10 protein-coding genes and 2 tRNA genes are annotated in these 16,241 nt (G+C 70.9%); 6 read left to right on the top strand and 6 right to left on the bottom strand.

Annotation, left to right across the window (positions count from 1 at the left end; all coding sequences use genetic code 11):
- Nucleotides 1-23: 23 nt before the first annotated feature.
- Together ADL03_RS05150 and ADL03_RS05145 are read right to left on the bottom strand one after the other, a co-directional pair.
- The gene (locus ADL03_RS05150; RefSeq protein ID WP_053732201.1) at nucleotides 24-3,719 is read right to left on the bottom strand and encodes a DUF4132 domain-containing protein; all 3,696 of its coding nucleotides are present in this window, start codon (nucleotides 3,717-3,719) and stop codon (nucleotides 24-26) included.
- A gap of 91 nt (nucleotides 3,720-3,810) precedes the next feature.
- Nucleotides 3,811-5,364: a glycoside hydrolase family 13 protein gene (locus ADL03_RS05145; protein WP_053732200.1), complete on the bottom strand. Its 1,554-nt coding sequence runs from the start codon at nucleotides 5,362-5,364 to the stop codon at nucleotides 3,811-3,813.
- Nucleotides 5,365-5,662: 298 nt separating this feature from the next.
- Between ADL03_RS05145 and ADL03_RS05140 the strand changes: the two genes are divergently transcribed.
- From ADL03_RS05140 to ADL03_RS05135, 3 genes are all read left to right on the top strand, one after another.
- Nucleotides 5,663-5,735, top strand: a tRNA-Gln gene (locus ADL03_RS05140).
- A gap of 2 nt (nucleotides 5,736-5,737) precedes the next feature.
- Nucleotides 5,738-5,814: transfer RNA gene (locus ADL03_RS46565), tRNA-His, on the top strand.
- A 146-nt stretch (nucleotides 5,815-5,960) separates the two neighbouring features.
- Nucleotides 5,961-6,737 (top strand): DUF1684 domain-containing protein, encoded by a 777-nt coding sequence (locus ADL03_RS05135; RefSeq protein ID WP_053732199.1) that lies wholly within the window; start codon nucleotides 5,961-5,963, stop codon nucleotides 6,735-6,737.
- 120 nt (nucleotides 6,738-6,857) lie between these two features.
- Here ADL03_RS05135 and ADL03_RS50680 read toward each other — a convergent pair whose 3' ends face one another.
- On the bottom strand, nucleotides 6,858-7,772 hold the full coding sequence (locus ADL03_RS50680; RefSeq protein WP_369808935.1) for a hypothetical protein: 915 nt from the start codon (nucleotides 7,770-7,772) through the stop codon (nucleotides 6,858-6,860).
- Nucleotides 7,773-7,983: 211 nt separating this feature from the next.
- Between ADL03_RS50680 and ADL03_RS05125 the strand changes: the two genes are divergently transcribed.
- From ADL03_RS05125 to ADL03_RS05115, 3 genes are read left to right on the top strand one after another with little or no spacing between them, the layout of a single operon-like run.
- A complete protein-coding gene (locus ADL03_RS05125; protein ID WP_197288096.1) occupies nucleotides 7,984-10,533 on the top strand; it encodes a glycosyltransferase in 2,550 nt (849 codons plus the stop codon).
- Nucleotides 10,533-11,918: a radical SAM protein gene (locus tag ADL03_RS05120; RefSeq protein ID WP_053732198.1), complete on the top strand. Its 1,386-nt coding sequence runs from the start codon at nucleotides 10,533-10,535 to the stop codon at nucleotides 11,916-11,918. Before ADL03_RS05125 ends, ADL03_RS05120 begins: the two co-directional genes overlap by 1 nt.
- A gap of 49 nt (nucleotides 11,919-11,967) precedes the next feature.
- A complete protein-coding gene (locus tag ADL03_RS05115) occupies nucleotides 11,968-13,314 on the top strand; it encodes an aminotransferase class V-fold PLP-dependent enzyme (protein ID WP_053732284.1) in 1,347 nt (448 codons plus the stop codon).
- On the opposite strand, the gene ADL03_RS05110 is transcribed toward ADL03_RS05115, so the two are convergent.
- From ADL03_RS05110 to ADL03_RS05100, 3 genes are all read right to left on the bottom strand, one after another.
- Nucleotides 13,283-14,257, bottom strand: coding sequence for a LacI family DNA-binding transcriptional regulator (locus ADL03_RS05110; RefSeq protein WP_053732283.1), 975 nt, complete (start codon nucleotides 14,255-14,257; stop codon nucleotides 13,283-13,285). The two genes, ADL03_RS05115 and ADL03_RS05110, sit on opposite strands and share 32 nt — an antisense overlap.
- Before the next feature lie 181 nt (nucleotides 14,258-14,438).
- Nucleotides 14,439-15,458, bottom strand: coding sequence for a LacI family DNA-binding transcriptional regulator (locus ADL03_RS05105; RefSeq protein ID WP_053732197.1), 1,020 nt, complete (start codon nucleotides 15,456-15,458; stop codon nucleotides 14,439-14,441).
- A 298-nt stretch (nucleotides 15,459-15,756) separates the two neighbouring features.
- The gene (locus ADL03_RS05100; RefSeq protein WP_157528004.1) at nucleotides 15,757-16,212 is read right to left on the bottom strand and encodes a hypothetical protein; all 456 of its coding nucleotides are present in this window, start codon (nucleotides 16,210-16,212) and stop codon (nucleotides 15,757-15,759) included.
- Nucleotides 16,213-16,241 lie beyond the last annotated feature (29 nt).

Below are 16,241 nucleotides of genomic sequence, written 5' to 3'. Positions count from 1 at the left end.
TGCTGTACTCCTCGTGGTCGGGTTCACGGCTGCAGGGACTCCAGTTCGGACAGCAGTTCGGAGGTCGTGATCGGGTCGAGGTCGAGGGTGGACGCGGCGTTGTCCCTGGCGGACCAGTAGCCCCTGCCGTTGGCGGAGTACCAGAGGTCGTCGAACTTGATCTCCGGGAAGACGTCGACCGCGCCGACCGCGATGCCGGGGTCGAGGGAGGCGACGAGGGCGCCGCCGCCGGGGAACGGCCGGGTGATCCAGCACTCCACGCCGGCGTCCTGGGGTTCGCCGCGGACCCAGCCCCGCTTGGTGAGGCCGAGGATCTTGCCCACCGGGTACGGCGTGGCGCTGTACTTCTTCAGGTGGGTCAGGAGGTTCTCGCCGGCCGGGAGGACGTGCAGCGGGCGGCCCAGCTGGGGGAACGGCTGGAGGATCTCGTAGTCCGCGAACACCTCGCCCCACGCGGCCAGCGCGTCCCGCAGCTCCACGGGGTGGGCGACGCGGACGGTCGCCGTCTCGGGGAGCGTGAGCTCGTCGTCGTTCGAGTCGGCGAGGGTGCGGTCCTCGGCGAGCCGGAACGACAGACCGGAGTCCGTGACCCACACGAGGCGGCGGACGATGTGCCACAGCAGCGGGTGCGCGGCGAGGACCGTGTGGAACTCGGTGGCGGTCCAGGTGCGCTGGTCGACCATGGCGCGTTCGAGGCGGTGGATCTGGTCGGCCGCGATCGTGCGGACGTCCTTCTTCAACGCCGCGTAGCGCTTGTGCTCCGCCGGGGCGAGCTCCTGGTCGTCCTTGGCGCCGGGCTTCGGCAGGTCCTTGCGCCGCTTGCCATCCGGGTCCAGCACATAGGGTTTGAGTTGTTCGTCGAAGCCGACGCGGAACTGGCGCGGTCCGTAGTCGATGACCAGTGATGCCTCGTCGTCGAGTCCGAGGCGTGGGACGAGGCGGTCGGCGAGCTGGTCGCGGGACAGGCCCAGTTCGGCGGCGATCTGGGAGACCTTTTCCTGGGCTCGGGTCTTGAGGCCTTTGAACTTGACCTTCTCCGCGATGCCGTTGAGGTGCGAGAGGGCGACCTCGGTGCCGATGTCGGCGAGCACGTCCAGCGCGGCCACAGCCTTCGCGTGCTGGCTCTCACCCGGCCAGCTGCGGATCAGCGGGGACAGCGCGCGGACGGTGGTGTCGTCGCCGAACCAGCCCAGTGCGCTCAGCGCCCAGCCCTCCTTCGAGGGCGCGCCGATCTCCTGCCAGCGCTCGAAGACCGCCCACGCGAACGCCGCCAGCGACTCGCGGTCCAGTGCCTCGCGGGCCGGCGGCAGGCCCGCGTAGACCTCGCCGGGCTTGGACAGCGCGGCGGTCATCAGCAGGGAGCTCGCCGCCTCCGGCGACAGCGCGGACGTGCGGTCGCTCAGCAGGACCTGGGGGAGCAGGCGGGTGTCGGCCCACTCGCCGAGCACCGGCAGCTTCGCGGGCAGCACGTCGACCGGGTCGACGGACAGCAGCGTGCGCAGCCCATCCACCGCCGCCTCCGGCGCCGCGGCCAGCACGTCCACCCCCATCGCGTGCAGCTGGCGGAGCGCCGCCTCGGCGTTGCGGCGCTGCGCACCCGGCTTGCCCAGTGCGGCGGGGACCAGGAACCGCGCGGCCGTCTCGCGGTGCCGGGCCAGCCACTCCAGCGCGACCTTGCGCACCTGCTTGAGCCGCACGAACCAGTCCGCCATCAGCGCGGCGACCTCCGGCGTGGCGAACGGGAGCACGACCACCGCGTTGGTCGAGCTCGCCTCGACCATCCGCAACAACGGCCGCAACGCGTCGAACCCGAACCGGGCCGCCAGCATCTTGCCGGTGATGTCGGCGCCCCAGCTCACGTGCGGCCGCCAGTCGGCCAGCAGGTGGCGCACCTCGTCCTCGGGCGCCACCGCGAACAGGTCACGCGTGCGGTACCCGTGGCGGCCGGCCTGGAACTCCGCCATGAGGTCCTGCCAGGAGGTGCGGCTGTTCCAGTAGTCGCGGTTGAGCCACTCCTCGCGTTCGCCCTGCCGCCAGACGATCGACGGCTCCGGCACCGGCAGGTCCGCCACCACCACGGCCTTGACCGGCGGTTTGCGGTGCACCCATGGCGGCGTGGCCAGCACCGGCGGCAACGCGTCCGCGGCGGCCTCCGGCACCAGGTCGTCGTCGGTGGGGGAGAAGCCCTCGGGAGCCGGCAGGTGCGGGTGCGTCTTCAGGTGCACGCTGAGCAACTGGCGGGTGTCCGCGTCGCTGGCCGCCCGCTCGCCCAGCAGCCGGGCCGCCCGCGCGGGGAACGCCGCCATCGCCGACAACAGCACCGGCCGCACGTACTTGGTGCTCAGCCGGTCGAGCAGGGCTGTGAACGCCTCGTCGGTCGGCAGCGCGGCGAGCACCTTCAACACCTTCTTGCGCCGGTCCGACAGCTGGTAGGAGTGGTCGAGGTCGCTGACGAGCAACGGCACGACGGCCGGCCCCAGCACGTACACCGCGGTGTACAGGACGGCCGCCCCGTTGTTCATCAACGACGGCGTCCGGTCGAACTGCTCCGGGGTGCTGGCGCTGCACGCCCGCATCCAGAACCGGCTCGACGGGGACCGCACCTCACAGGCCTCGTCGAACCAGTCGTCCCGCCACGGCACCAGGAACGCCCGCAGCAGTGCCGAGTCGGGCGTGTCGAGCTGCCCGAGCGCGGTCTCCGCCTGCTCGCGCTCGGCGTCGTCCGCGACGGCCAGCGCGTACCGGGCCGCCGTGAGCACCTGGGCCTGCGAGCTGTCCTGCCGCACGTCCACGGCGGCGCCGTAGCGGTACAGGTGCGGTTCGCTGCTGGTCCTCGTCTGCGGGAGCCACTTGGCACCGGCGAACATGCCGATGCTCTCCACCAGCGCCGTCACCGCGAACGCCAGCCCGTGGTCGGCGATCCAGTGGTGCAACGTCGCCACGTCCCTGGCCGTCATGACCGCGATCGCGGCCGCGCCGACGGGGTTCGCCCGGCCCGCGAGGTGGTCGCGTGCGGCCGCGACCAGGTCGGGGTCGGACTCCGGCGCGGCGAGCAGGCGGTCGAGGGTGGCGGCCTGCTTGGTCGTGCGGCCACGGCCCGTCTCCGCCAGTTCGGGGTCGAGCGAGAACACCGGTGGCGGCTCGAAGCCGCGCTGCCGGACGACCTCGCGCAGCCACGCCTTGGGCATGGTCCAGGTGTCTTCGTCGACGACCGGTGGGTGCGGGGAGACGGGAGCCGCGGAGGCGGCGGCCGGTTGGGTGGCGCCGGGCTGTGCCGTGGGGGCGGGCTGGGCGGTGGTCTGCGCGAGAGCAGCGGTGCCTGGCTGGGCGGCGTCCGGCTGGGCGGTGGGCTGTGCCGTGGTCGCCTGCGCGGCGCCGGAAGCGGCGGGCTGGGCGGTGCCGGGCTGGGCGGTGGGCTGTGCCGTGGCGGCCTGCGTCGCGACGGAAGCGGCGGCCGACTGGGTGGCCGCAGGCTGAGCCGCGGGGGCGGGGGTGGCCGAGCCGGAGGCGGGTGCCGTCGTGGAGCGGTAGCCCTTCTTCTCCTTCTCCGCCACCAGCTTCGCGACGTGCGCCGTGGCGGCCTCCGCCGACGCCAGCTCCTTGGTCTGGGTCTGGCCGGCGGCGCCGAGCCGTCCGAAGCGGACGGTCACCGCGGCACCGTCCCGCTCGACCTCCCAGAACTTCGCCGAGCCGCCGGAGACGAGCTCCCACCTGCGCACTGCCGTACCCCCTGAGTCCGATTCGGAGTTGATGTCCGGGACCGTACTCAGGAGGTCTGACAATTTTCGGTGAACTCAGGAAACAGACAGGTCAGAACCAGATCGCGGTGTCCGGCGGCAGCAGCAGCGACCCGTCCCGGACGCCGTAGTACGACGACGCCAGCAGCACCGCGCCGGGATCGGGCAGCGCGACCACCTCACCGGAGAGGTTGACCACGCAGGAGATCTCCCGGTCGTCGCGCGTGCGCCGGAACCACAGCACGTCCGCGGGACCGTCCACCCACGTCACGCCGTCGCCCGCACCCAGCGCCGGGTGCTCGCGCCGCACGCGCAAAGCGGTGCGGTAGAAGGACAACATCGAGTCCTGGTCGCCCAGCTGCGCCTCGACGCTCAGCTTCGCCCAGTCCGCGGGCTGCGGCAGCCACGACCCGCCGGTGCCGAAGCCGAGGGACGGGCCCGACGCCGACCACGGCAGCGGCACCCGGCAGCCGTCACGGCCGCGTTCGGTGTGCCCGGACCGTTCCCACATCGGGTCCTGCAACACCTCGTCCGGCAGGTCGAGCACCTCGGGCAGACCGAGTTCCTCGCCCTGATAGAGGTACACGGATCCGGGCAGTGCCAGCATCAACGCCAGCGCAGCGCGCGCACGCCGCACACCGGTCTCGCCGCCGCCGTACCGCGTCACGTGCCGTTGAACGTCGTGGTTGGACAGCACCCACGTCGTGGGCGCGCCGACGGGGGCGACCGCCGCCAGCGACGAGTCGATCACCGACCGCAGCGCTCCGGAGCTCCACTCGGCCGTGAGGTAGTGGAAGTTGAACGCCTGGTGCATCTCGTCGGCACGCAGGTACATGGCCGTGCGCTCGGCGGAAGGCGTCCACGCCTCCGCCACGAGCACGCGCTCGCCGGGGTAGGAGTCCACCACCGCACGCCACTCGCGGTGGATCTCGTGCACACCGTCCTGGTCGAAGAACGGCAACGGCTCCGTGCCCAGCAGCTTCAGCTGGTCGGCGTGCCCGATGTCCGGCAGCCCCTCGGCCTTGACCATCCCGTGCGCCACGTCCACCCGGAACCCGTCGACACCGAGGTCGAGCCAGAACCGCAGGACCGACAGGAACTCCTGGCGCACCTCGGGCAGGTCCCAGTTCAGGTCCGGCTGCTCGGGCGCGAACAGGTGCAGGTACCAGGACCCGTCCTCGACCCGCGTCCACGCCGGTCCGCCGAAGACCGACTCCCAGTCGTTCGGCGGCTGGTCGCCGACGCCCTCGCGGAACACGTAGCGCTCACGACCGCGGCCCGCGAGCGCCTCCTGGAACCACGCGTGCTGGTCGGAGCTGTGGTTCGGCACGATGTCGACGATCACGCGGATGCCGAGCCCGTGGGCGTCGTCGATCAGCGACCGCACGTCGTCGAGCCCGCCGAACAGCGGGTCCACCGCGCGGTAGTCGGCCACGTCGTACCCGCCGTCGGCCATGGGCGAGGCGTAGAACGGCGTGATCCACACCGCGTCGACGCCCAGGTCGCGGAGGTAGGGCAGGCGTGAGCGGATGCCGGGCAGGTCGCCGACGCCGTCGCCGTTCGAGTCGGCGAAGCTGCGCACGTAGACCTGGTAGATGACGGCGTGTCGCCACCAGTCCTGGGACATGTCCTTGCCTTCCGTGGGGTGTGTCAGCGGTCCAGGAAAGTCGTTGCAAAAGTTTTCCGCAAGTCGCCATGAGGATTACTTGAGATCTGGCCCTAATCTTGCAAACTTTTTCATAGATTCGGTAAATGCGTTGACCCGGACGAGTGGCGCGCGGCAGAGTTGTGGCAACGAACCCGAGGGGAGGCGGTTGTGATGCAGCACCAGCACATGCACCAGCCGCCGGAGCTCCCCGACCTGACCTGAGCGTCAGCTGAACCGGGGAGCCGCCCGTCGCCACCGCGACGAGCGGCTTTTTCAATGCCCGTTGGTCCAATAGGCACGGACGCCGCGCTCTGGACGCGGAGATCGAGGTTCGAGTCCTCGACGGGCAGCTGTGACCGAAGCCGAAGCAGTCGAGGCGCCAGGTTGTGGTCCTGGTCGAAGCCGGTGCGAGTCCGGTCGGTCACCCCACGCGCGGGATCCGGTGGTCACCCAGGCCTCATGAGCCTGGGGTGCCTGGTTCGACACCAGGACGCGCGACTCGATCCGGTGGGAGCTGGGTGTTCCCACGAACTGGAACAGGGAAGTGACCGAGCGCGCCGATCGTTTGCTCAGACATGAGCGGCTTCGCGGAAGACTGGCAGACGTGGAAGACGGAACGGGAACGCGGCCTGGCCGATCCGTACGGATGGCTGGCGCTGGTCTCGCTCGATTGGCTGGAGACCAAGCCACGCGCCTATGACGGCATCCCGGGCTTGTGGTGGCAGGACGACGAAGAGGCGCACTTCGACCCGCAGGGTGCGGACGTCACGCACGACGGTGTGGCGATCACCGAACCCACGAGCTTCAAGCTGGTCCAGAGCGGCCCCGGCACGCGGGTCCGTGCCGGTGAGGTGGACATCGAGATCGCCAGGCGCGGCGGGTACCTGATCCGCGTCCACGACCCGAAGGCCGAGGTGCTGAAGAACTTCCGGGGCGTCCCGTCGTACGAGCCCAGCGAGGAATGGGTGCTCGAAGGCGTCTACGAGCCGTTCGACACCCCTGTGCCGACGACTGTCGGTGCGGTCGTGGAGGGGCTTAGCCACGTGTACGAGGCACCGGGGCGTGTGCGGTTCACGCACAACGGCACCGAGCACACGCTGACGGCGTTCAACGGCGTCAACGGTGGCATCACGATCCTGTTCACCGACGAGACCAGCGGCGTCACGACCTACGCGGCGAACCGGGAGATCTCGGCCAAGCCGGTCGACGGCAAGGTGGTGCTGGACTTCAACCGGGCCGAGAACCTGCCCTGCGCGTTCACGGCCTTCGCCACCTGCCCGCTGCCGCCCGCCGGCAACCACCTGCCGTTCAAGGTCGAGGCGGGCGAGCTCACGCCGTACGAGCAGGGATAGAACTCCGCCGGCGGTACAACCCGGGGGGTCGGGAACGAGGCCGTAGGCACGGTCGAACGCGGCTGCGGCCTCGCCGCCCGGCTCCCGTTGCTCCTCGTCGAGGTCGTCCGGCTGCCCCGCTCACTCGCAGGCGATGCCGTCGTGGTCGCTGTCCAACCCGTAGATGTCGCTGCCGATGACCCGGATCGGTCCCACGACGTAGGCGGGCCCGTTCCCGCTGCCGCCCGCACAGTCCACATCGGACGCGATCGGCACGCACCCGCTGTAGTTCGGGTCGCAACTCGGCTGCGGGGTGGGTGCCGGTTCCGGTTCCGGCCGGGGCGCGGGCACCGGGGCCGCCTGGGTCTGCGCCTGGACCTGCGTCTGCGGCTGCGGATTCGGCTCGGGCTTCGGCTGCGCGACGGCCGGCGGAGTGGTGGTGGTCGTCGTTGTCGTTGTCGTCGTGGTGGTAGTTGTCGTCGTCGTGGTCGTGGTGGTGCTCCTCGACGGTGCCACGGCCGAAGTCGTCGTCACCGGCGCCGCGGCCGGAGGCGGGGCCTGGTGCGCCGGAGGGTCCAGCGCCGCCCCGACCGCACCGATCGCGACGAAGAACGTCAGCACGCTCGCCGCACCGATCGCCACCGGAGCGACCCACGACCTCCGCTTCGCGGCCGGCACCACCGCACCGCGCGGCACCTCGCGGGGCAGCCGGAGCACGACCTGCAGCAACCCGTTCGGCCCCAACTGCACCGAGGCCGCACACCCGACCGCACCGCCACCGGACTCCACCTGTGCGAGCAACGGCGCGTACCGCTGCGACATCAGGAACGTCAGCTCACCGACCCGCTGCCCGTCCAGCCGCACCTCGATGCCCCGCTGCCCGCGATGTCTGCCCGCGCCGATCACGCACCACGTCAGGTGCACGGCCACGTACCGCGCCACGTCGGCGGGCACGGCGTACCGGGCCAGGGCGTCCTGGTGGTGCTCCTCGCGGGTCACGGTCACCGCCACCTCGCCGGGCACCACCACCAGGCCGGCGGCCGAGTTCTCGATCACTGCGCGCTCCTCGCTGCCAGGGTCGGTACGCCTGACCATCGACAACGGCAGCGCAGCGTTACCGGCGGTGCCGCGAGATTGGGCCAAGCGGGTGTTAATGGCGAGTACGTGTCACGCGCAGTGCCAGATCGGCGATGAAACCCTTTCCTCAGGCTGCCTGCTGAGACGCCGAACTGTCGGGAGAGCGCTTTCGGATTAGGTTCGGTCGTGGATGGGGTTCCGACCAAAGCGGGTGCTCATGGCCGTCCTGTGGGGAGTGTCCTTCGACGCCACCGCGATGTCCGGCGTGGTGGTCGAGTTCGTGAAGACCGCCGAGCTGTTCGCCGGCCGCGGCCACCGGATCCACCTCGACCTCGGGTACGACGTCAAAGCGGACAAAGGACTGTTCTTCCGGCCCTACGGCGGCGAACAGGTGCCGGACTGGGTCACGCTGGACCGCGTCGACGGCCTGGCCGAGGTCAGCGGCTACGACCAGGACTTCGTCGCCGCGACGCTGGCCGCGGTGCAGCGCAACGAGGTTCCGCGGGTGCGGGAGGTCGCCGACCGGATCGCCGCCAGGATCGAGCGGACCTGGGAGGACCGCGGCGTCACGATGGTCATGGTCGAGAACGGCACGCTGCCCGAGAACGTCGCCTACACCACGGCGCTCTACCAGGCGATCGAACGCTACGGCGCCCGGCACGCGCTGGGCCGCTACGTGTTCTGGCGCGACCACGACATGATGTGGCAGAGCGAACCCGGCAAGTACGGCACCTTCCCCTATCCCGGCACGCCGCGGATGCGCAACTCCCCGCACATCCACTACTTCGCGCTGCACGAGGAAGCCAGGCGGCGCACACTGGAGTGGCAGCCGCACCTGCGCAACCTCGACGTCCTGCCGAACACGTTCAGCCCGCCGCAGCGCAACGGCCGCGCGGACTTCAAGCGCCACCACGGCATCCCCGACGACGCGAAGCTGATCGCGCGGTTCACCCGGATCATCCCGCAGAAGCGCATCGACCGGGACCTGCACCTGCTCAAGCTGCTGCCGGAGAACGTGCACCTGTTCATCGCGGGCGACACGGCCGAACACCCCGCGGAGACGCGGAAGCTGCGCGGGCTCACCGAAGAGCTCGGCCTGACCCGCCGCGTGGTGTTCGGCGGCACGCTCACCCAGGCCGAGTCGGCCAGCACCTCGTTCTCGGTGCGGGACCTGTTGGCGCACGCGGACATCGTGTCGTTCCTGACGTCGTACGACTACGAGAGCTACGGCAACCCGATCAGCGAGGCCGTCGCCGCCGGCGTGCCGTACGCGGCCAGCCGGTACGCCCTGTACGACACGGTCTACCCCGGCTTCAGGGCGCCGGTGCTGGACATCCTGACCCACGACCTGCCGACCGAAGAGTTCGCAAGGCAAGTGCACGAGCTGATGACCGACGCGCGGAGGAGGGCGGAAGTGGTGGCGCACAACCAGGAGCTCGGCGTGCACAGCCGGACCGCGGCGAACGAGCTGGTCGACCGGCTGTTCCCGCCCGCCATGGGCGCGGACGTCAGACTCAGCGTCGTCCTGCCCGTCTACAACGAGGCGGCCAACCTCGACGCCGTGCTCACCAGCCTGCACGAGCAGGACGGCATCGACCGCGACCGGTACGAGATCGTGCTGGTGGACAACAACTCCACCGATGACACGGTCGCCATCGCCCACCGCTTCGCCGCCGAGCACCCCGACCTCGCGCTGCACGTGATCTCCGAACCAGAGCAGGGCGTCGCCTGCGCGCGCAAGGCCGGCATGGACTACGCCGCACAACGCAGCCGTGCCCGGCAGGAGCCCGGTGAGCGGTTCTACCTGGTCTCCGCCGACGCCGACTGCCGCGTCGACCGCCGGTGGCTCGCCGAGTTGTTCGCCGTGATGGAGCACGACAAAGCCGCGATCGGCGTGTGCGACTACTACTACAACCCCGAGCACTTCGTCGGCCGGCCACGGTTGTGGGACGCCATCCAGCGCACGCTCCGGTGCCGCGCCGTCACGTTCGCGTTGTTCGGCGGCTTCCCGGACGGCAAGGGGTTCGCGGTCGAACGCGAGGCCTACGAACGGGTCGGCGGCATCGAGATCTGCTACCAGCTGCACAACGGCCGGTTCGTCAACCACCTGTCCGACGACTGGGACTTCGGCATCAAGGTCCGCGGCTCCGGTTACGACATCACCTACGCGCCGCTGTCGAAGGTCGAGATCAACCCGCGCCGGGTCAACCACGCCATCGACGAGGTGATCACCGGCCGCGCCTACGGTTCCGACGGCATCATCGTGATGCGCGACATCCGCCCGGAGACGGAGGCGCAGACCGCCGACCTCACCGAGGAAGAAGCGGTGCAGGCGTGGGAGTTCTCCATCAAGGACTTCACGCCGAAGAACACGATCCTGCCCGTCCTGCTCACCCCGTCCCTGCTCGACGACGACGCGGTGACCGCGTTCTTCGGCGCCGACCTGGCCGACCGGCTCGGCCGCCGGATCGCCGAGATCAAGGACGAGATGCGGGTCGTGGACTTCACCCCGATCCACTCCTACAAGACGCCGTCCTACCGGCTGTACCTGGAGTTCCGCCACGAGCTCTTCGAACGGCTGCGCGCGACCGTGGGGGAGGACATCGGCTACCCGCCGCCGCTGCCGGAGTGCTTCGCCGACGTGCCGCGCGAGCGGTTCGCGGAGTTCGTGAAGTACTACTGCGAGGACCGGGAGTCCGGCGAGGCGCACAACCACTTCGGCAACGGAGGCGTGTTCTGATGGACCGCGAACCCAGGGTGTGGCCGGCGTTGCAGAACCCGGCCAACGCCCACCTGCTCGACTACGTGACCGAGGACCCGTTCGGGGCGCACGTGTTCCCCGGCAACGTCCCCGGCTACCCGGTCGACGGCTTCCTCGACGACCTGAGCGACCAGCTCGTCGGCACCGCTCCCATCCACCTGTGGTCCTACATCCCCACGTGTGCCTACAAGTGCCGCTTCTGCCAGTACCCGGTCGTGCTGGTCAAGGGCGCCAACGCCACCGAGAAGCTGACCAGGTGGGTGGACTGGAACATCCGCGAGGCCCAGCTGTGGCTCGCCCGCGTGCCCGAGCTCGCCAAGGCCCCGGTCGGCGAGTTCAACGTCTTCGGCGGCACGCCGTCGTTGCTGCCGCTCGACCAGATCCGCCGCCTGCTCGACTTCTACCGGGACAACTTCGGCTTCACCGACGACACCACGATCCGGTTCGAGGGCGACCCCAGCACGTTCACGCCGGAGAAGCTCGACGCGCTGCGGGAGCTGGGCTGCACCAAGCTGTCCAGCGGCGTGCAGTCGTTCGACGACCCGGTGCTGCGCGAGTGCGGCCGTGAGCACACCTCGCAGATGTGCGTCGACTTCGTGCGCAACGCGAAGAAGGCCGGCTTCGAGTGGATCAGCATCGACCTGATGTACGGCCTGCTCGACCAGACCGTCGACAGCGTCCGGCGCGACCTCGACGTCGTGCTGGAGGAGGAGATCACCGCCGTCGTCTGCACCAAGCTGCACCTCAAGTCCTATGCGGACACCCGGACCGGGGTGGCCGGTGAGCTACCGGCGCCGTGGCAGCTGCCCGCCTACCGCGAGAAGCTGGTGCAGAACGGCCACCGCTGGCCGGCCCTGGTCGAGCAGTACCGGATGCGCGAGGTGCTGACCGACGGGCTGCGCGCCGCCGGCTACACCGAGCACCCCACGATGTACTTCGCCCGCGACGGCCTCGGCCCGGAGAAGTGGAAGTCCATCATGGTCGACCAGGACCGGCAGGAGGCCGAGGTCGCGATCGGCCTGGGCGGCAGCTCCAGCTGCCGCGCCTCGGAGGCGATCACCGACGTGCAGTGGAAGTCCTACGTCGAAGCCGTCGAGGCCGGCCGGGTGCCGCTGGGGTCCGCGACCCGGTTCACCGGCGAGGCGCAGGAGGCCAGGAGCGTGAAGATGGCGCTGTCCACGTTGCAGCCGGTGCGCGACGACCTGCACCGCGCCCGGTTCGGCCGGTCGCTGTTCGACCCGCCGTGGCTGGAGAAGTTCACGTCGTTGCAGGACCGCGGGCTGCTCACGATCGACCGGGACGGCGTGACGCTGACCGACGACGGCGAGGTGCTGGTCGAGGCCATCATCAACACGGAGCTGTAAGACGGAAACCCGCGAGCACGCGGTCCGGCGTGATTCGTACCGTGTGCTCATGCTGCAACCGGACCGCGAGACCAGAGCCGAGTGGACCAAGACCGTCACCGCGTTCGTCGACGAGTTCGTGGAGGGGCTGGAGGCCGCGCCCGCCTCCACACCGGGCCCGGCCGTGATGCCCCCGTCACCGGCCGAGACACCCGGTGAGCTCGCCGACCTGCTGGCGCAGTTTGGAGAGGCCGCGCGCCAGGCCGTGGAGACCGCGGGCCCGCGGTTCCTCGCCTACTTCCCGACCGGCGGTCTGTACAGCTCGGCGCTGGCGGAGCTCCTGGCCCAGGTCACCAACCGCTACACCGGCGTCGCCTCCACCGCACCCGCGCTCGTGGCGCTGGAACACAGCGTGATCCGCTGGTTCTGCACCGAGTTCGGCCTGCCGGAGGGCTCCGGCGGCGTGTTCACGACCGGTGCCTCCCTCGCCACGCTCTCCGCCGTCCACACCGCCCGCGAACACCACGGCGTCGCCCGAGAGGGCGTCGTCTACGTCACCGCGCACACCCACCACTGCGTCGCCAAAGCCGCACGCATCACGGGCTTCCCGCCCGAACGCGTCCGCGTCGTCCCCGGCCTGCGCATGGACGTCGGCCAGGCCCGCGCGATGATCGCCGCGGACCGCCGGGCGGGCTTGAAGCCGTTCCTGGTCGTCGGCACGGCGGGCGCCACCAGCACCGGCATCGTCGACCCGCTCGACGACATCGCCGCACTCGCCGAGGCCGAGGACCTGTGGTTCCACGTCGACGGCGCGTACGGCGGCGCGTTCCAGCTGACCGCACGCGGCCGGGAGGCCCTGCGCGGCGTCGACCGCGCCGACTCCATCGCCTGGGACCCGCACAAGAGCCTGTTCCTGCCCTACGGCACCGGCGTCCTGCTCGTCCGCGACGAGGCCAGGCTGCGCGCCGCCCACGTGGCCGACGGCGACTACCTGCAGGACTTCGACCACGGCACCGGCGTCCCGAACTACTCCGACCTCGGCCCCGAGCTCACCCGCGAGTTCCGCGGCCTGCGCGTCTGGCTCCCGCTGCACCTGCACGGCGTGGCCGCGTTCCGCGCGGCGCTGGACGAGAAGCTCGACCTGGCCGCCGAGGTCCGCACCGCCCTCGACGGCATCGACGGCCTGGAGGTGTTGCCCTCGGAGCTGAGCGTGGTCGTGTTCCGCTGCGCCGACGACGAGACCAGCGAACGCCTGCTGACCGCGATCAACGACTCGCGGCGGTTCTTCCTGTCCAGCACCCGGCTCGACGGCCGGTACGCGCTGCGGTTGTGCGTGCTCAGCCACCGCACCCACCGCGAGCACGTGACGGAGTTCGTGGAGCTGGTCAGGCGCTTGTCCGCAGCACCAGCGAGGTAGGCAGCAGCACCGACGGTGGCAGCCCCTCCTCGCCGTCGATCTCGGCGAGGAGGCGCCACGTCAGCATGCGCCCGAACTTCTCCACGTCCTGCCGCACGGTCGACAACGGCGGCACCGCGGGCACCGAGTCGTCGAACCCGATCACCGCCACGTCGCCGGGCACCGACCGCCCGGCCGCGCGCAACGCCTGCAGCGCGCCGACGGCCATGATGTCCGCGGCCACGAACACGGCGTCCAGCGCGGGTTCCCGGTCCAGCAACGCGGTCATCGCGGCCGCACCGCCCTGGGGCGTGAAGTCGCCGACCGCCACCAGGTCCGCCGGCCGCCCGCTCATCGCCCGCCGCCACCCGGTCAGCCGGTCCAGCCCGACCGCCATGTCCGCGGGGCCGGCGATGGTCGCGATCCGGCTGCGGCCCAGCGAGATCAGGTGCCGGGTCGCCTCCAGGGCGCCGGTGAAGTTGTCCGAGTCGACGAACGGCACCGAGCCGCCGGTCAGCGGACGACCGCCCGCCACGACCGGCAACCCGTTGTCCTGCAACAACGTCAGCAGCGGGTCGTGCCCGTGCTGGCTGACCACGAGCGCGCCGTCGACGTGGCCGCCGGTCAGGTACGCGGCCACGTCGCCGGGCTCGCTCATCATCAGCACGAGCTGCGTGCGGCCGGCCAGCTCCGCGTGCACCCCGCGCATCAGCCCGGCGAAGAACGGGTCGGCCAGCACCCGGCCGCTCGGCTCGGACACCACGAGCGCGATGGCGTTCGCGCGGTGACCGGCCAACGACCGTGCGGCCTGGTTCGGTGTGTAGTCCAGTTGCACCACCGCGCGCCGGACCGCGTCCTTGGCCCGTTCGCTCACGTGTGGTGCGCCGTTGAGCACGCGGGAGACGGTCGACTTCGACACCCCGGCCAGCCGTGCGACCTCGTCGATGCCGGCCCGGACGCTCACCTGGCGGCCCTGTGCGTTGTGTCCGGAGTCCTGGTCGAGGGCACGGTGATCCCACTGCGGTGGTGCACGGAAGAGCTCCAACGGTTGCGGCGGCGATTCTGGGAGCGCTCCCAGAGTCAGTTCGAAGTCTTGACGTCGAGACTGGGGCAGTCAAGGCGGCTGGCTGAACGCTCTCAGTTCGTTATGCGCTGGCGCGGCGCACGAGCGAGGTCGGCAGCAGCAACGACGGCGGCAGGCCCTCTTCGCCGGCCAGTTCCGCGAGCAGCCGCCACGTCATGGTGCGGCCGAGCTCTTCGACGTCCTGGCGGATCGTGGTGAGCGGCGGTGTCGCGGTCGCGGCCAGCACCGAGTCGTCGAACCCGATCACGGCGACGTCCTCCGGTATCCGCTTGGCGCGGGCGTGCAGCGTCTGCAACGCGCCCAGCGCCATGATGTCCGCCGCCACGAACACGGCGTCGAGGTCGGGCGCCTGGTCGAGCAGCTCGGCCATCGCCCGCGCGCCGCTCTCCGGGGTGAAGTCCGCGTGCGCCACCAGGTCGGTGGCGACCTTCCCCTCGCTCAGCCCGCGCCGGAACCCGCTGAGCCGGTCCGCGCCCACGGCCATGTCCTTCGGGCCCGCGACCGTGCCGATCCGCGTGCGCCCCAACGACACCAGGTGCCGCGCGGCCTCCAGGCCACCGGTGAAGTTGTCCGAGTCCACGAACGGCACGCTGGTGCTGCCCAGCGGCCGTCCGCCGACCACGACCGGCAGCCCCATCTCGTGCAGCATCGGCACCAGTGGATCCTCGCCGTGCAGGCTCACCAGCAACGCGCCGTCGGCGTGCCCGCTCGCCAGGTACGCGACGAGATCGCCGGTGTCCGACGGCTGGCTCATCATCAGCAGCAGCTGCACGTGCCGCCCGGCCAGCTCCGAGTGCACGCCCCGCAGCACCCCGGCGAAGAACGGGTCGCTGAGCACCCGGCCGGTCGGCTCGGACACGACGAGCGCGATGGCGTTCGCCCGGTGCCCGGCGAGTGCGCGGGCGGCCTGGTTGGGGGAGTAGCCCAGCTGCGCGATGGCGGCGTGCACGGCCTCGCGCGCCTTCGTGCTGACGTACGGTTCGCCGTTGATCACGCGGGAAACGGTCGACTTCGACACCCCGGCGACCCGCGCGACCTCCTCGATGCGCGGTCCGGGCCGTCGTTTCGCCGTCTCCGTCATGACGCCATCCTAGGGCTCCGGCGGAATCCGGCGGCGGCGCGCCGCGCGGTTGTCAAGAACCGGACAAGTCCATGACAACGCCCAGGGGTCCTATTGGGCCCGATTGTCGCGTTGTGCATTCGCTTCGAGGTGATGGCCGAATAGCCCAGCGTGGTCCGAGCAGGAGAAAGAAGTTGCCGCCACTGCGCCCCGCCACATCAGGCATCGCGGTCATCCGGTCCTGTGGCCGCATGATTGTTCGCTCCGAAAATGCGGCGGCGCCCGCGAACAGCACCGGCTTTCCACCCCGGCCGCCGGTTCACACTTCACCGCCCGGCAGCACGGCACCGCGCGGTAACCCGTTCTGCAACAGCGGCAACAACTTCGGGTGCTTGCTCAGCAACACCGCCGCCGTGCCGTTGCGCTGCTGCACCCGCCGGCAGAACTGGGGCGCGAGGGGAACGCCGAGGTACGCCTCCGCCCGCGGCCCGTACCCGACCCGGTCGCCGACCGCGCACCAGGCGGCCGCCTGCGCCCGGCCGTCGATCCAGGCGTACCCCTCGACGTACAGCCCACCGGTGGTCCGGCCCGCCTCGCTCGCGGCCACGCTGAACGCGATCTGGGGCGCGAACCGGGTCCGGGGGTCGGCCTCGAACCAGCGGCCGAGGTCCAGCACCAGGCCCTCCATGCTCGCGTGCGCCCACCCCGAGTCGTCGACGAGCGTCCGGAACGGCGCTTCGAGCTCTCGGAGGGCGGCGGTGAGCTGGTCGTGCACCCGCACATCGTGCGGCTGTTCGCGGAATC

Source organism: Nocardia sp. NRRL S-836 (assembly GCF_001279525.1).
Lineage (GTDB): Bacteria > Actinomycetota > Actinomycetes > Mycobacteriales > Pseudonocardiaceae > Lentzea.
Note: the sequence above shows the minus strand (reverse complement) of the source record. Positions and strands in the feature narration are given on the sequence as shown.

Excerpts from the sequence above, each read along its gene's own strand:
- ADL03_RS05135 (WP_053732199.1), top strand. The coding sequence starts at position 5,961 with ATGAGCGGCTTCGCGGAAGACTGGCAGACGTGGAAGACGGAACGGGAA.
- ADL03_RS05145 (WP_053732200.1), bottom strand. The coding sequence starts at position 5,364 with ATGTCCCAGGACTGGTGGCGACACGCCGTCATCTACCAGGTCTACGTG.
- ADL03_RS05125 (WP_197288096.1), top strand. The coding sequence starts at position 7,984 with ATGGGGTTCCGACCAAAGCGGGTGCTCATGGCCGTCCTGTGGGGAGTG.
- ADL03_RS05105 (WP_053732197.1), bottom strand. The coding sequence starts at position 15,458 with ATGACGGAGACGGCGAAACGACGGCCCGGACCGCGCATCGAGGAGGTC.
- ADL03_RS05115 (WP_053732284.1), top strand. The coding sequence starts at position 11,968 with ATGCTGCAACCGGACCGCGAGACCAGAGCCGAGTGGACCAAGACCGTC.
- ADL03_RS05120 (WP_053732198.1), top strand. The coding sequence starts at position 10,533 with ATGGACCGCGAACCCAGGGTGTGGCCGGCGTTGCAGAACCCGGCCAAC.